This is a genomic window from Variovorax sp. V15, assembly GCF_041154425.1.
Lineage (GTDB): Bacteria > Pseudomonadota > Gammaproteobacteria > Burkholderiales > Burkholderiaceae_C > Variovorax > Variovorax guangxiensis.
The window spans coordinates 490,479-504,851 of record NZ_AP028659.1; the positions used below are offsets into that span (position 1 = coordinate 490,479).

The 14,373-nt window shown below is 69.6% G+C and carries 13 protein-coding genes; 10 read left to right on the top strand and 3 right to left on the bottom strand.

Annotated elements, in window-relative coordinates:
* Positions 1-11: 11 nt before the first annotated feature.
* The 9 genes from ACAM57_RS02450 to ACAM57_RS02490 all read left to right on the top strand — a co-directional run bounded on the left by ACAM57_RS02450 (position 12) and on the right by ACAM57_RS02490 (position 11,712).
* Positions 12-1,541: a sugar ABC transporter ATP-binding protein gene (locus tag ACAM57_RS02450; protein ID WP_369660583.1), complete on the top strand. Its 1,530-nt coding sequence runs from the start codon at positions 12-14 to the stop codon at positions 1,539-1,541.
* Positions 1,504-2,529 (top strand): ABC transporter permease, encoded by a 1,026-nt coding sequence (locus ACAM57_RS02455; protein ID WP_184642113.1) that lies wholly within the window; start codon positions 1,504-1,506, stop codon positions 2,527-2,529. Before ACAM57_RS02450 ends, ACAM57_RS02455 begins: the two co-directional genes overlap by 38 nt.
* Positions 2,530-2,572: 43 nt before the next feature.
* Positions 2,573-3,535 (top strand): substrate-binding domain-containing protein, encoded by a 963-nt coding sequence (locus tag ACAM57_RS02460; RefSeq protein WP_369660584.1) that lies wholly within the window; start codon positions 2,573-2,575, stop codon positions 3,533-3,535.
* 167 nt (positions 3,536-3,702) lie between these two features.
* Positions 3,703-4,869, top strand: coding sequence for a Gfo/Idh/MocA family protein (locus ACAM57_RS02465; protein WP_369660585.1), 1,167 nt, complete (start codon positions 3,703-3,705; stop codon positions 4,867-4,869).
* Positions 4,870-4,894: 25 nt separating this feature from the next.
* On the top strand, positions 4,895-5,605 hold the full coding sequence (locus ACAM57_RS02470; RefSeq protein WP_369660586.1) for a phosphatase PAP2 family protein: 711 nt from the start codon (positions 4,895-4,897) through the stop codon (positions 5,603-5,605).
* A gap of 77 nt (positions 5,606-5,682) precedes the next feature.
* Positions 5,683-6,213, top strand: coding sequence for a DUF3617 domain-containing protein (locus tag ACAM57_RS02475; RefSeq protein ID WP_369660587.1), 531 nt, complete (start codon positions 5,683-5,685; stop codon positions 6,211-6,213).
* A 77-nt stretch (positions 6,214-6,290) separates the two neighbouring features.
* The gene (locus ACAM57_RS02480; RefSeq protein ID WP_369660588.1) at positions 6,291-7,421 is read left to right on the top strand and encodes a ligase-associated DNA damage response exonuclease; all 1,131 of its coding nucleotides are present in this window, start codon (positions 6,291-6,293) and stop codon (positions 7,419-7,421) included.
* Complete coding sequence (locus tag ACAM57_RS02485) at positions 7,418-9,073, top strand: ATP-dependent DNA ligase (RefSeq protein ID WP_369660589.1); 1,656 nt, start codon at positions 7,418-7,420, stop codon at positions 9,071-9,073. Before ACAM57_RS02480 ends, ACAM57_RS02485 begins: the two co-directional genes overlap by 4 nt.
* Entirely contained in the window at positions 9,070-11,712 is a 2,643-nt protein-coding gene (locus ACAM57_RS02490) for a ligase-associated DNA damage response DEXH box helicase (protein ID WP_369660590.1), read from the top strand. Before ACAM57_RS02485 ends, ACAM57_RS02490 begins: the two co-directional genes overlap by 4 nt.
* Before the next feature lie 2 nt (positions 11,713-11,714).
* Here the strand turns inward: ACAM57_RS02490 and trxC are convergent, their stop codons facing one another.
* Positions 11,715-12,164 carry a thioredoxin TrxC gene (gene trxC, locus ACAM57_RS02495; protein WP_369660591.1) on the bottom strand — a complete coding sequence of 150 codons (450 nt, stop codon included), beginning with the start codon at positions 12,162-12,164 and terminating at the stop codon, positions 11,715-11,717.
* Positions 12,165-12,229: 65 nt separating this feature from the next.
* Here trxC and pdeM point away from each other — a divergent pair, with 65 nt between their 5' ends.
* A complete protein-coding gene (gene pdeM / locus ACAM57_RS02500) occupies positions 12,230-12,913 on the top strand; it encodes a ligase-associated DNA damage response endonuclease PdeM (protein WP_369660592.1) in 684 nt (227 codons plus the stop codon).
* On the opposite strand, the gene ACAM57_RS02505 is transcribed toward pdeM, so the two are convergent.
* Positions 12,910-13,461, bottom strand: a complete 552-nt coding sequence (locus ACAM57_RS02505; RefSeq protein ID WP_184642105.1) for a TPM domain-containing protein — start codon at positions 13,459-13,461, stop codon at positions 12,910-12,912. The genes pdeM and ACAM57_RS02505 overlap by 4 nt on opposite strands.
* A 5-nt stretch (positions 13,462-13,466) precedes the next feature.
* Complete coding sequence (locus ACAM57_RS02510; protein ID WP_369660593.1) at positions 13,467-14,372, bottom strand: YgcG family protein; 906 nt, start codon at positions 14,370-14,372, stop codon at positions 13,467-13,469.
* Position 14,373 lies beyond the last annotated feature (1 nt).

A 14,373-nucleotide genomic window follows, 5' to 3' on the forward strand; every position in this document is an offset into this window, starting at 1 on the left:
CCGATGCGGGCATGAGCGGCAAAGGCAGCGTCGCCGTCGAGTTCGACGGCATCGTGAAGGCTTTCGGCCCGGTGCAGGTGCTGCACGGCGTGAGCTTCGCGCTCGCGCCCGGGCACGTGTACGGCCTGCTCGGCGAGAACGGCGCGGGCAAGTCCACGCTGATGAAGATCCTGTCGGGCTACGAGTCGGCGACCGGCGGCGCTCTGAAGATCAACGGACAGCCGCGGCAGTTCGCGAGCTCGCGCGACGCCGAGGCGCTGGGCATCGTGCTGATCCACCAGGAGTTCAACCTCGCCGAAGACCTGAACGTGGCGCAGAACATCTTTCTCGGCCATGAAAAGAAGAAAGGCTGGCTGCTCGACGATGCCGCCATGGAGCGCGACGCCGCCTCCGCGCTCGCGGCCGTAGGCCTGAACATCGACCCGCGCACCAAGGTGCGCAAGCTCATCGTCGCCGAGAAGCAGCTCGTGGAAATCGCGAAGGCCATCGCCCGCCGCGCCCGACTGCTCGTCATGGACGAGCCCACCGCCACGCTCACGCCCGGCGAGACCGAGCGCCTCTTCAAGCTGATCGCCCAGCTGCGCGCCGACGGCGTGACCATCGTCTACATCTCGCACAAGCTCGACGAGGTGGAGCAGGTGACCGACGAAGTCATCGTCATGCGCGACGGCCGCTTCGTGGCGCGCGCGCCCACGGCCGATGTCACGCGCCAGCAGATGGCCAACCTGATGGTGGGCCGCGAGCTGGCCGACCTGTACCCGCCGCGCGATGCGGTGACGATGTCCGGCGAGCCCGCCATGCGCGTGCAAGGCTTCAGCGTGCCCGGCTGGGCGCAGGACGCGAGTTTCGAGGTGCGCTCCGGCGAGATCCTCGGCTTCGCGGGCCTCGTCGGCGCGGGGCGCACCGAGCTCTTCGAGGGCCTGCTGGGCCTGCGGCCCGCCAGCGGCGGCAGCGTCGAGATGCTGGGCAAGCCCGTGCCCCACGGCAAGGGCTGGCGCAATCCGCGCGACGCGGCGCGGCACGGCCTCACCTACCTGAGCGAAGACCGCAAGGGCAAGGGCCTGCATGTCAACTTCGGCCTGCGGCAGAACCTCACGCTCATGGCGCTGGAGCGCTACGCGCAACCCTGGCTCAAGCCCGAGGCCGAGCGCGGCGCGCTGGCCGAGGCGGTGAAGGACTACGGCATCCGCACCGGCTCGCTCGACGTGAAGGCCTCGTCGCTGTCGGGCGGCAACCAGCAGAAGCTCGCGCTTGCCAAGGTGCTGCAGCCCAGGCCGAAGGTGGTGGTGCTCGACGAGCCCACGCGCGGCGTCGACGTGGGCGCCAAGCGCGACATCTATTTCCTGATCCAGCGACTCGCCCGCGAAGGGCTCGCGGTGATCGTCGTCTCGTCGGAGCTGATGGAGCTGATCGGCCTGTGCCACCGCGTCGCGGTGATGCGGGCAGGCAAGTTGGTCGCCACGCTTGACGCGGAGCATTTGACAGAAGAGGAGCTCATCGCTCATGCCACCGGAACAGCAGACACCACAGCCGCAGCCTGAAGTCGCCGCGCACCGCAGCGAGACCGCGCCGCGCTGGACCGAGCGCCTGCATGGCCTGGGCCCCGTCATCGGCCTGGTGCTGCTGTGCATCGCCGGCACGCTGCTCAACGGCGACTTCGCGACCGTCGACAACGCGATGAACGTGCTCACGCGCACGGCCTTCATCGGCATCATCGCCGTGGGCATGTGCTTCGTGATCATCTCCGGCGGCATCGACCTGTCGGTGGGCTCGATGGCCGCGCTCATCGCGGGCAGCGTGATCATGTTCATCAACTGGGCCGGCCCGGCCTCGGGCTCGCCGCTGCTGGCGGTGGTGATGGGCGCGGTACTGGCGGTGGTGCTCGGCGCGGTGTTCGGGCTCGCGCACGGCCTGCTCATCACCAAGGGGCGCATCGAACCCTTCATCGTGACGCTGGGCACCCTGGGCATCTTCCGCGCCTACCTCACGTACTTCGCCGACGGCGGCGCGCTCACGCTCGACAACGAGCTGTCGGACCTCTACGCGCCCGTGTACTACGCGAGCCTCGCGGGCATTCCGGTGCCGGTGTGGGTGTTCGTGATCGTCGCCATCGTGGGTGGCCTCATCCTCAACCGCACGGCCTACGGACGCTACGTGCAGGCGATCGGCTCCAACGAGCAGGTGGCGCGCTACGCGGCGGTGGACGTCGACCGCGTGAAGATCCTCACCTACGTGCTGCTCGGCGTGTGCGTGGGCATCGCGACGCTGCTGTACGTGCCGCGACTGGGCTCGGCCTCGCCGACCACCGGCCTGCTGTGGGAGCTCGAAGCCATCGCCGCGGTGATCGTGGGCGGCACGGCGCTCAAGGGCGGCGCGGGCAGCATCACCGGCACGGTGGTGGGCGCGGTGCTGCTCTCGGTCATCAGCAACATCCTGAACCTCACCAGCATCATCAGCGTGTACCTCAACGCGGCGGTGCAGGGCTTCGTGATCATCATCGTCGCGTTCCTGCAGCGCGGCCGGCGCTAGTTCTTTCCCGTTCCGTTCCATCAACCAAGAGGAGACATCCAGCATGACGACTTTCACCCGACGCCTCGCATTCACGGCGGTTGCCGCCGCCGCGTTCGCCAGCCTGCCCGCGCTCGCCGCGGAGAAGGTCAACCTCGGCGTTTCGATTCCGGCCGCCACGCACAGCTTCATGGGCGGCATCAACTACTGGGCCAACCAGGCGAAGAAGGACCTGGAGAAGGAACACAAGGACCTGAAGATCACCATCAAGACGGCCGCCAACGCGCCCGAGCAGGCCAACCAGCTGCAGGACCTTTCGACGGTCACCAAGATCAACGCGCTGGTCGTGTTCCCCTTCGAATCCGCAGCGCTGACCAAGCCCGTGGCACAGGTCAAGGCCAAGGGCGCCTACGTGACCGTGGTGGACCGCGGCCTCACCGACACCAGCGCGCAGGATGCGTACGTGGCCGGCGACAACACGGCCTTCGGCAAGATCCCTGCCGAGTACATCGTGAAGCAGCTGAACGGCAAGGGCAACGTGGTGGCGCTGCGCGGCATCGCGACCACGCTGGACAACGAGCGCATGGATGCCTTCAACGCGGTGCTCAAGAACAGCCCCGACATCAAGCTGCTCGACGCCAAGTACGCCAACTGGAACCGCGACGACGCCTTCAAGGTCACGCAGGACTACCTCACGCGCTTCAAGAACATCGACGCCATCTGGGCCGCCGACGACGACATGGCCGTGGGCGTGCTCAAGGCCATCGAGCAGGCCAAGCGCGACGACATCAAGATCATCTTCGGCGGCGCGGGCGCCAAGGGCATGGTCAAGACCATCATGGACGGCAAGGACAAGCGCATCACGGCCGACGTGAGCTATTCGCCCAAGTTCATCTACGACGCGATCAAGCTCACGGCAGAAGCGCGCCTGAAGGGCGAGAAGCTGCCGGCGACCACGATCATTCCTTCGGTGCTCATCACCAAGGAAAACGCCAAGGACTTCTACCACCCCAATTCGCCTTTCTGATGTCCTGAAGCGGCGGGCCTGCTTTGCTCCCTCTCCCCCCGGGGAGAGGGTTGGGGTGAGGGCCTGCGGCGACGGCGAAAACGGTGCGTGTGCAAATGCCGCCACCCTCACCCTAGCCCTCTCCCCAAGGGGAGAGGGAACAGTTTCCGGAAACGCCGAGACGATCGATGACCGACACACCTCCTCGCAAACTGCGCTACGCCATGGTCGGCGGCGGCCGCGATGCCTTCATCGGCGCCGTGCACCGCAAGGCCATGGCGCTCGACGGGCAGATCGAGCTCGTCGCGGGCGCGCTCTCGTCCAGCCCCGGGAAGGCGCGCGCCTCGGGCCGCGACCTCGGCCTGGCCGAAGATCGCAACCACGGCGACTGGCAGGCGCTCCTGGCCGACGAGCTGAAGCGCCCCGAGGGCGAGCGCATCGACTTCGTGTCGATCGTCACGCCCAACCATGTGCACTTCCCGGTAGCGCAGGCCTTCGCCGAGGCGGGCTTCCACGTGGTGTGCGACAAGCCACTGGTGCACACGCGCGAGCAGGCCGACGCGCTGGTCGCTACGGTCGCCAAGAAGGGCACGGTGTTCGGCGTCACCTACAACTACACCGGCTACCCGATGGTCCGGCAAGCGCGCGAGATGGTGCGCTCGGGCCTCATCGGCGAGGTGCGCAAGGTCGTCGTCGAATACAACCAGGGCTGGCTTGCGAGCCACGTCGAGGGCAGCGGCGACAACAAGCAGGCCGACTGGCGCACCGACCCCGCGCGCAGCGGCGCAGCCGGCGCCATCGGCGACATCGGCTCGCATGCCGAGAACCTCGTGGCCACCGTCACCGGGCAGCGCATCGAGAGCCTGTGCGCCGACCTCGGTGCACTGGTGCCGGGGCGCATGCTCGACGACGACGGCAGCCTGCTGCTGCGCTTCGAGGGCGGCGCGCGCGGCGTGCTCATCGCTTCGCAGATCAACACCGGCCTGGAGAACGACCTGCGCCTGCGCGTGTCGGGCACGCTTGGCACGCTCGAATGGCACCAGGAGCAACCGAGCCGGCTGGTGCACCTGCCGCACGACGGGCCGCTGCAGGTACTCACGCGCGGCGCGCCGTGGCTGTGCGAGTCCGCGAAACGCGCGAGCCGGCTGCCGGCCGGGCACCCGGAGGGCTTCATCGAAGCCTTCGCGAACGTGTACGCGGGCGTGGCGGCGGACATCCGCGCAAGGCTCGAAGGGCGTACTGCCGACCCGCTGGCTGCGGACTATCCGCGCGTGGAGGATGGTGCGCGCGGCGTGCGCTTCATCGAACGCACGGTGGCTTCGGCGAAAAGCGAATTAAAGTGGACGCCCTGGTAGCGCGCGGCGCGCTGCCCAGGCCTCCATGACACCTCCCGCGTCCGACGCAACGTCCTCGTCGTCTTCTTCCGCATCGTCTTCCTCGATGGTGCCGCCATGGCTCGCGGCATTGTGGAAGCGCAGCATCACGCTGTTCCCCCTGAAGCTGGTTGGCAACACCGTCGCCACGCTCGGTTTCTTCCCGCTGTACTTCTGGATCATGAAAAACGCGGGCCAGGCCTGGGTGTTGCCCCTCACGCCCGTCGATCGGCTGATCGCCTTCTGGCCGTGGCTGCTGCCGGTGTATCTATCGCTATGGGGCTACATCGCGCTGCCGGTGCTGCTGGCCAGGGACATGCGCGAACTGACCGGCTTCTCGCTGGGCTGCGCGGCCATGACGCTGCTGGCGCTGCTCGTGTTCTGGTTCATGCCCACGGCGATCCCCAACTTCGTGGTCGAGACCACGCCGGGCACCTCGCTGCAGTTCCTCAAGATGGTCGATTCGGCCGGCAACGCCTTCCCCTCGCTGCATGTGTCGTTCTCGGTGTTCAGCTGCGTGGTGCTGGCGCGGCAACTGCGGGCGGTGGGGGCGCCGCTCTGGCTGCGCGCCATCAACGTGGCCTGGGCCGTCGGCATCGTCTATTCGACGATGGCGGTGCGACAGCACGTGCTGATCGACGTGCTCGGCGGCTTCGCCCTGGGCGTGGCGTTCGGCGTCGCCACGAGGCGGCGCGGCACGGCGGCTGTTCCGGCGTAGGCCGATCGCGATATACCGCCGCGGCGGCGCGCGCGGTAAAAACCGGGCATCGCCGTACACCGCCGGGGGAGCCCGCCATGAACATCCGTCTTTCCGCCGTCGTGGCCTGCCTGGCGGCCGGTGCCCTCGCGATGCCGGCGCTCGCGCTCGACTTTCCCGCGCGCAAGCCAGGCCTCTGGGAGATCCGGACGGGCGACGGCAGCGGCGGCAAGGACGCCGCAGCAGGCCACACCATGCAGCAATGCATCGACGCGGCCAGCGACAAGGCGCTGCGCGACATGGGCCAGGGCATGGGCAAGGACCTGTGCTCCAAGCAGGAGCTGAGCTCGGACGGCGGCAAGCTGGTCATGGACTCGGTCTGCAAGATCGGCAACACCGTCGCCACATCGCACGCGGTGATGAGCGGCGACTTCGGCACCGCCTACCGCATGGAGAGCAAGTCGAGCTACAGCCCGCCGCTGATGGGCCGCGCCGAGGGCCACAGCGTGATGGAGGCCAAATGGATCGGCCCATGCAAGGCCGACCAGAAGCCGGGCGACATGGTCATGCCCAACGGCATGAAGATGAATGTGCTCGACATGGCGAAGAACCGCCCGAAGCGGCCCTAGGGTAGGAGCCCGCCCACAACGCTTTGCGCCCGTCGTTCGGCGGCGCCAAACCCCGGCAGCGCCTACGATGGCGTGCCATGCCTCCCGCAAAGCAGGAAGAAGACCTCCTCGTCGTCGCCCGGCCCGAGGGCCTGTACTGCCCGCCCGGCGATTTCTACATCGACCCGTGGCGGCCGGTGGCGCGCGCCGTCATCACCCATGCGCATTCCGACCACGCGCGCGCCGGGCACGGGCACTACCTCTCCCACACCGACAGCGCAGGCACGCTGCGCGCGCGCCTGGGACGCGACATCGCGCTGCAGACGCTGCCTTACGGCGAAGCCATCGAGCACCACGGCGTGCGCGTCTCGCTGCACCCTGCGGGCCATGTGCTGGGCTCGGCGCAAGTGCGGCTCGCGCACGGCGGGCGCGTGTGGGTGGCCTCGGGCGACTACAAGACGGAGCCCGACGGCACCTGCCCGCCGTTCGAACCGGTGCCCTGCGACACCTTCATCACCGAGTCGACCTTCGGCCTGCCGGTCTACCGCTGGCCCCCGCAGCCGGTGCTGTTCGCGCAGATCGACGCGTGGTGGCGCGCCAACGCCGAAGCCGGCCGCGCATCGGTGCTGTTCTGCTATGCCTTCGGCAAGGCGCAGCGCATCCTGCACGGCGTGGACGCGAGCATCGGGCCCATCGTCGTGCACGGCGCGGTGGAGCCGCTCAATGCCGTCTACCGCGCGGCCGGCGTGGCGCTGCCGCCGACCCTGCGCGTGGGTGATGAAGGCGTCGATGCCGCATTGCTCAAGCGCGCGCTGGTGCTCGCACCGCCTTCCGCGCAGGGCACGCCGTGGATGAAGCGCTTCGGCAACTACGCCGACGGCTTCGCGAGCGGCTGGATGCAGCTGCGCGGCACGCGCAGGCGGCGCGGCGTGGACCGGGGCTTCGTGATGTCCGACCATGCCGACTGGCCCGGCCTGCAGCAGGCCATCGCCGGCACGGGTGCCGAGCGGGTCTTCGTCACCCATGGCAGCGTGCAGGTGATGGTGCGGTGGCTCAGCGAGAACGGCCTCGATGCGCAGTCGTTCAAAACCGAGTACGGCGATGAAGATGATCAAGAGACTCCCTCCCCCTCCGGGGGAGGGCTGGGGAGAGGGCAGGCGGCGCTCGATGGGGAGGCCGAGAGCCCCCATCCCAACCTTCCCCCAGAGGGGGAAGGAGAGATGCCATGAAGGCCTTCGCCGCGCTGTACCACGAGCTCGACGCCAGCACCTCCAACCTCGCCAAGCAGGCCGCCCTGCAGCGCTACCTGCGAGAAGCCGATGCGGCTGACGCGGCCTGGGCCGTCTACTTCCTCGCCGGCGGCAAGCCGCGCCAGCTGGTGCCGGTCAAGCTGCTGCGGCTGCTCGCGCAAGAGGCGGCGGGCCTGCCCGAGTGGCTGTTCGACGAGAGCTACGATGCGGTGGGCGATCTGGCCGAGACCATCGCGCTGCTGCTGCCGCCGCCCACCGACGCGCACGACCTGGGCCTTGCCGCATGGGTCGAGCAGCACCTGCTGCCGCTGCGCGATGCCGCGAAGAACGCGCCCGACGAGCTGGCCAACCGCCTGCGCGCGCAGTGGCGGCAGCTCGCGCCCGAGGAGCGGCTGGTGTACTTCAAGCTCATCACCGGTGCGTTCCGCGTCGGCGTGTCGAAGCTGCAGGTCACGCAGGCGCTCGCGGCCGTGGGCGGCATCGACGCCAAGCGCGTGGCGCAGCGGCTCATGGGCTACACGCACATCGGCGGGCGGCCCCGGGCCGCCGACTACCAGGCGCTCATCGCACCCGAGACGGGCAGCGAGCAGGAGCAGAAGACCAGCGGCCAGCCTTACCCGTTCTTCCTTGCGCATCCCTTCAACCTGCCGCTGGAGCAGTTCGGCGCGGTGCTGGGGCCGCCCTCGGACTGGATCGTCGAATGGAAATGGGACGGCATCCGCGCGCAGCTGGTCAAGCGCGCGGGCGCGGCGTGGGTGTGGTCGCGCGGCGAAGAACTGGTGACCGAGCGCTTCCCCGAACTCGCCGCGCTCGGCGAGGCGCTGCCCGACGGCACGGTGCTCGACGGCGAGATCGTCGTGTGGCGCGAAGGTCGCGTGCAGCCCTTCGCCGAGCTGCAGAAGCGCATCGGCCGCAAGACGCTGGGCGCGAAGCTGCTGCGCGACGTACCGGTGGTGCTGCTGGCCTACGACATCCTCGAGTGGGAAGGGCGCGACCTGCGCGCGCTGCCGCAGTCCGAGCGCCGCGTGCTGCTCGACGAGCTGGTGACGCGCATGGACCATCCCTCGCTGCTGCCGAGCCCGGTGCTCGCCGGGGCCGACTGGCCCGATCTCGCGCGCCAGCGCGAAGCGGCGCGCGCCATGGGCGTGGAAGGGATGATGCTCAAGCGCCGCGACGCGCAGTACGGCGTGGGCCGCACCAAGGACGTGGGCGTGTGGTGGAAGTGGAAGATCGATCCGCTGAGCGTCGACGCGGTGCTGATCTACGCGCAGCGCGGCCACGGCCGGCGCGCCAGCCTCTTCAGCGACTACACCTTCGCCGTGTGGGACGGCCCGCCCGGACAGGAGGACCGCAAGCTCGTGCCGTTCGCCAAGGCCTACTCGGGCCTCACCGATGCCGAGATGGCGCGCGTGGACGCGATCATCCGCAAGACCACCGTGGAGAGCTTCGGACCGGTGAAGAGCGTGAAGCCCACGCTGGTGTTCGAGCTCGGCTTCGAGGGCATCGCGCGCAGCACGCGGCACAAGAGCGGCATCGCGGTGCGCTTTCCGCGCATGCTGCGATGGCGCGAGGACAAGCCGGTGGAAGAGGCCGATACCCTTCAGACGCTTGCGGCGTTGTTGCCCGAATGAGCAGCAGGATCGTCAAGACAGCGCTCGACACGTGGTTCGCCGCGCGCGGATGGAAGCCCTTCAAATTCCAGCGCGAGGTCTGGAAGGCGATCGCCGATGGCCGCTCGGGCATGCTGCATGCCACCACCGGCGCTGGCAAGACCTACGCCGTGTGGCTGGGCGCGCTGCAGGCCTTCGTGCGGGCGCGCAAGGCGGCCGCATCGACGAACGCGCGGCCCGTTGCCGAGCCGCTCACCGTGCTGTGGCTCACGCCGATGCGCGCGCTGGCGGCCGACACGTTGCGCGCACTGCAGCAGCCGCTGGAAGCCCTCGGCGCCGAGGTGCATCCATGGAGCGTCGGCGCGCGCAGCGGCGACACCACCTCCGCCGAGCGCAGCGCGCAGAACCAGCGCCTGCCCACGGTGCTCGTCACCACGCCCGAAAGCCTTTCGCTGCTGCTCGCGCGCGTCGATGCGCACGAGGTGCTCGGCCACGTTCGCATGGCCGTGGTCGACGAATGGCACGAGCTGCTGGGCAACAAGCGCGGCGTGCAGGTGCAGCTCGCGCTCGCGCGGCTGAAGCGCTGGAACCCGGGCCTCGCGATCTGGGGCATGTCGGCCACGCTGGGCAACCTGCACGAGGCGATGCATGCGCTGCTGGGCCATGAAGAGGGCGTGCTGGTGCAGGGGCAGGTGCCGAAGAAGCTGGTCATCGATTCGCTGCTGCCCGGCGTCGCCGAGCGCTTTCCGTGGGGCGGCCACCTGGGCCTCACGATGCTGCCGCAGGTGATCGAGGAGATCGCCGCGAGCAGCACCACGCTGGTCTTCACCAACACGCGCTCGCAGGCGGAGATCTGGTACCAGGCGATGCTCGAAGCAAAGCCGGAATGGGCGGGCCTCATCGCGCTGCATCACGGCTCGCTCGACCGCGAGGTGCGCGAGTGGGTCGAGCTGGGCCTGAAGAGCGGCGAATTGAAGGCGGTGGTCTGCACCTCCAGCCTGGACCTGGGCGTGGACTTCCTGCCGGTGGAGCGCGTGCTGCAGATCGGCTCGCCCAAGGGCGTCGCGCGGCTGCTGCAGCGCGCGGGCCGCTCGGGCCATGCGCCGGGGCGGCCTTCGCGCATCACGCTCGTGCCCACGCATAGCGTGGAGATGGTGGAAGGCTCGGCCGCGCGCGTCGCCATCGCGGCCGGGCACATCGAGGCGCGCCATTCGCCCGAGCAGCCGCTCGACGTGCTGGTGCAGCACCTGGTGACGGTCGCGCTGGGCGGCGGCTTCGTGCCCGACGACCTCTACGAGGAAGTGCGCGGCACGGCGGCCTACGAAAGCCTCGCGCGCGAGAACTGGCAGTGGTGCCTGGAGTTCGTGGCGCAGGGCGGCCCGTCTCTCGCGGCCTATCCGGACTACAAGCGCGTGGTGCCCGATGCCGAGGGCGTCTGGCGCGTGCCCGATGCGCGGCTCGCGCGGCGGCACCGCATGAACATCGGCACCATCGTGAGCGACGCGAGCATCTCGGTTCAATACGTCGGCGGCTCGAAGATCGGCAGCGTGGAAGAGAGCTTCGTCGCCCGCATGAAGCTCGGCGACTGCTTCCTGTTCGGCGGCCGCATGCTCGAACTCGTGCGCATCCACGACATGACGGCCTGGGTGCGGCGCGCCAGCGGCAAGCGCGCCGCGGTGCCGCGCTGGGGCGGTGGGCGCATGCCGCTGTCGAACACCCTGGCCGACGCGGTGGTGCAGCAGCTCGCGCAGGCCGGCGAAGGTCGCTACGACTCGCCCGAACTGCAGTGCGTGCGCCCGCTGTTGGAGATACAGCAGCAGTGGTCGGCGCTGCCCACGCCGCAGACGCTCTTGGCCGAAACCCTGAGCACGCGCGAGGGATCGCATCTGTTCCTGTATCCCTTCGCGGGCCGGCACGTGCACCTGGGGCTCGCGAGCCTCCTGGCGTGGCGCGTCGCGCAGCACGAGGCGCGCACCTTCTCGATCGCGGTCAACGACTACGGCTTCGAGCTGCTGAGCGCGACCGAGGTCGACTGGCCGGCGCTGCTGCCGCGGGTGCTGACGCTGCCGCAGGGCGAGGGCGAAGACCAGCGCGCGGCGCTGCTGCACGAGGTGCTGGCATCGCTCAACGCCGGCGAGCTGGCGCAGCGGCGCTTTCGCGAGATCGCGCGCGTCTCGGGCCTCATCTACCAGGGCTATCCGGGCGAGAAGCGCAGCAGCAAGCAGCTGCAGGCCTCGTCGTCGCTCTTCTGGGAGGTGTTCCGCAAGTACGATCCCGGCAACAGGCTGCTGCTGCAGGCCGAGCAGGAACTGCTCGCGCAGGAGCTCGAGATCGGCCGCCTGCGCGCAAGCCTCGAGCGCATCGCCATGCAGCGGCTGGTGCTGAAGCCGCTCGCACGGCCCACGCCGTTCTCGTTTCCGCTGATGGTGGAACTGTTCCGCGAGAAGCTGTCGAACGAGAACGTGGCCGACCGCATCGCGCGCATGGTCGAGCAGCTCGAGAAGGCCGCGGGCGGCGCGGTCACGGCCGGCGGCGTGGAGCGCGTGAAGGGAACGCTGGCCTTCGGGCAAGAAGGGCCGGGCAAGCCGCCGAAGCCGGTGAGCCAGCGGCGCGACCGCCGGCGGCCGCCGCGGCCGTCAAGGCCGCTGCCGCCGCTCTAGTCTCAGCCCGCGCCGTGCGCCTTCACCCAACGCACGATGTCGGCCGTGCCCATCGCGCCGGCCTGCCGCGCCACCTCGCGGCCGCCGCGGAACAGCGCCAGCGTCGGGATGCTGCGGATGTTGAAGCGCGCGCCCAGCGCGGGCACCGCCTCGGTGTCGACCTTGGCGAGCCGCACGTGGGGCTCCAGCTGGGCTGCGGCCTGCTCGTAGGCCGGCGCCATCTGGCGGCAGGGGCCGCACCAGGGCGCCCAGAAATCGACCAGCACCGGAATTTCGTTGCGGGCGATGTGGCGGTCGAAGGTGGCGGCATCCGCCAGCGCCGTCGAATGGCCGGTGAACAGCGGGCGGTGGCAGCTGCCGCAGTCGGGGGCGCTGCCCAGCTGCGCCGCGCGCACGCGGTTGGTCGTGTGGCAGTGCGGGCAGACGATGTGCAGCGGGGGCGATTCGGTCATGGCAGGCAAATGGGGGCTCTGGAGGGCCTTTGCAAGGCAATCGCAGGTTTTGCGACACTGGCCGGGTGACATCCCCCGATACATCCAATTCGCCGCTCGCCGTGCACTGGGCGGGCGAGCTGCTGCACCTGCTGCCCGAGCGTGCCCTGTGGTGGCCCGGCCGGCGCGTGCTGTTCGTGGCCGACCTGCACCTGGGCAAGGCCGCGACCTATCGCGCGCTCGGCCAGCCGGTGCCGGGCGGGACCACGCAGCAGAACCTCGCGCGGCTCGATGTGCTGATCCAGAAGCATGAGCCGCAGCGCATCGTTTTCCTAGGCGACTTCCTGCATGCGGCGCAGGCGCGCACGGTGCTGGCCGCCGTCGAGGCCTGGCGTTCGCTCCACGCGGCCATTGCCATGACCCTGGTGCGCGGCAACCACGACAGCCGTGCGGGCGATCCGCCGCCGGAACTCGGCATCGAGGTGGTCGACGAGCCCTTCCTGCTGGGCCCTTTCGCCTGCTGCCACCATCCGCAGGTGCATGCCACGCACTTCGTGCTCGCGGGGCATCTGCATCCGGTCTGCAGGCTCCAGGGGCGAGGGCGCGACAGCGTGCGGCTGCCGTGCTTCGCGAGCGACGGGCAGCAGGCCGTGCTGCCGGCCTTCGGCGAGTTCACGGGCGGGTGGCTGATGGAATCTGCGCCGGGGCGGCGCTTTCATGCGGTTGGTGGCGACGCGGTGTGGGCTGTGCCACCGCGCGAAGGCTGCTAGAGCACCACCGGTTCATCGGGCAACTCGTTCACGTCGAGTTCGCCCTCGGCCAGCGGAAAGTGCTCGACCAGCAGCGCGGAAATCTCTTCCAGCGCCTGCGTGAGCCCGTCCTCGAAGCGGCCTTCGCGGAAGGCCGCGCTCATGCGCTGTGCCATCGCGGCCCATTCGGCATCGTCGACATGCGCGTCGATACCCCGGTCTGCCACGATCTCGATGGCGTGCTCGGCCAGCAGCAGGTAGATGAGCACGCCGTTGTTGTGCGCGGTGTCCCATACGCGCAGCTTGCCGAACAGCGTCACGGCGCGTTCGCGCGGCGGCGCATGGCGCCACAGGTAGGACATCGGCAGGCCGGCTTCGACGCAGATGCGGATCTCGCCGCTGTGGCGCCGCTCGCTCGCGGTCACGCGGCCCGCGAGGCGCTCCAGCGCTGCCGCAGGAATCGCGCGGCGCACCTCGGATTCATCGATCCAGCGATGGCGCCAGATGCGGCCCAGTTTGGTGAAGAGGCCCGCTTCGCTGCCAGAGGGCTTCGTGTTGGTGCTTTGCATCGTGTTCACCAGTCCCCCGACGCGCCGCCGCCGCCGAAATTGCCGCCACCGCCGGAGCTGAAGCCGCCGCCTCCACCGCCTCCGCTGAAGCCGCCACCACCGCCGCCCCAGCCTCCGCCGCCGGAACTCCAGCCGCCGCCCCCGCCACCGCCCGGACGCCCGGTGCCCGCGACCAGCGAGACGATCAGTGCCACCAGCGCCGCAATCACCGCGATGGCGATGCTGGTGGTGATGAAGAAAACCACCACGCCCACGCCGCCGCCGATGAACATCGTGCCCAGCTTCTTGCCGAAGATGGCGCGCGCGATCGGCGCGCCGACGAAGACACCGACGAACAGGAAGATCGCGAGGTTCTCCCAGTCGAAGCCCTCGTTGCCACCCCCGCCCGTGTTGCGCGACGGCTCGGGCAGCGGCTCGCCATCGACCAGCCCGATGAGCCGGTCCACCGCCGCGTTCAGCCCGCCCGCGAAGTCGCCGTTGCGAAAGCGCGGCTTCATTTCCTCGTCGATGATGCGACTGGCCGCGAGGTCGGGCACCGCGCCTTCGAGCGCCTTGGCCGTGGCGATGCGCATCTTGCGGTCGTCCTTGGCCACTACCACCAGCAGGCCGTCGCCGACACCCTTGCGGCCGATCTTCCAGGCATCGCCCACGCGCTGCGTGTAGCTGGCGATGTCCTCGGGCGCGGTGGTCGGCACCATCAGCACCACGATCTGCGAACCCTTGCGCTGCTCGAAGGCCGCGAGCTTGGTTTCGAGGCCGTTGCGCTGCGCGCTGTCGAGCGTGCCGGTCTGGTCGATCACCCGCGCGGTGAGCGTGGGGATCGGCAGCAGGCCCTGGGCCAGCGCGACGCCGGCCAGGGCCGCGAGAACGACAGCGGCCAGCGCGCGGCGAAGCAGTGCGGCGATGGCCATC

Bases quoted from the DNA above. Each gene is read 5' to 3' on its own strand.
- ACAM57_RS02455 (WP_184642113.1), top strand. From the start codon at position 1,504: ATGCCACCGGAACAGCAGACACCACAGCCGCAGCCTGAAGTCGCCGCG.
- ACAM57_RS02450 (WP_369660583.1), top strand. From the start codon at position 12: ATGAGCGGCAAAGGCAGCGTCGCCGTCGAGTTCGACGGCATCGTGAAG.
- ACAM57_RS02475 (WP_369660587.1), top strand. From the start codon at position 5,683: ATGAACATCCGTCTTTCCGCCGTCGTGGCCTGCCTGGCGGCCGGTGCC.
- ACAM57_RS02480 (WP_369660588.1), top strand. From the start codon at position 6,291: ATGCCTCCCGCAAAGCAGGAAGAAGACCTCCTCGTCGTCGCCCGGCCC.
- ACAM57_RS02470 (WP_369660586.1), top strand. From the start codon at position 4,895: ATGACACCTCCCGCGTCCGACGCAACGTCCTCGTCGTCTTCTTCCGCA.
- ACAM57_RS02485 (WP_369660589.1), top strand. From the start codon at position 7,418: ATGAAGGCCTTCGCCGCGCTGTACCACGAGCTCGACGCCAGCACCTCC.
- ACAM57_RS02490 (WP_369660590.1), top strand. From the start codon at position 9,070: ATGAGCAGCAGGATCGTCAAGACAGCGCTCGACACGTGGTTCGCCGCG.
- trxC (WP_369660591.1), bottom strand. From the start codon at position 12,164: ATGACCGAATCGCCCCCGCTGCACATCGTCTGCCCGCACTGCCACACG.
- ACAM57_RS02460 (WP_369660584.1), top strand. From the start codon at position 2,573: ATGACGACTTTCACCCGACGCCTCGCATTCACGGCGGTTGCCGCCGCC.
- ACAM57_RS02510 (WP_369660593.1), bottom strand. From the start codon at position 14,372: ATGGCCATCGCCGCACTGCTTCGCCGCGCGCTGGCCGCTGTCGTTCTC.
- ACAM57_RS02505 (WP_184642105.1), bottom strand. From the start codon at position 13,461: ATGCAAAGCACCAACACGAAGCCCTCTGGCAGCGAAGCGGGCCTCTTC.
- ACAM57_RS02465 (WP_369660585.1), top strand. From the start codon at position 3,703: ATGACCGACACACCTCCTCGCAAACTGCGCTACGCCATGGTCGGCGGC.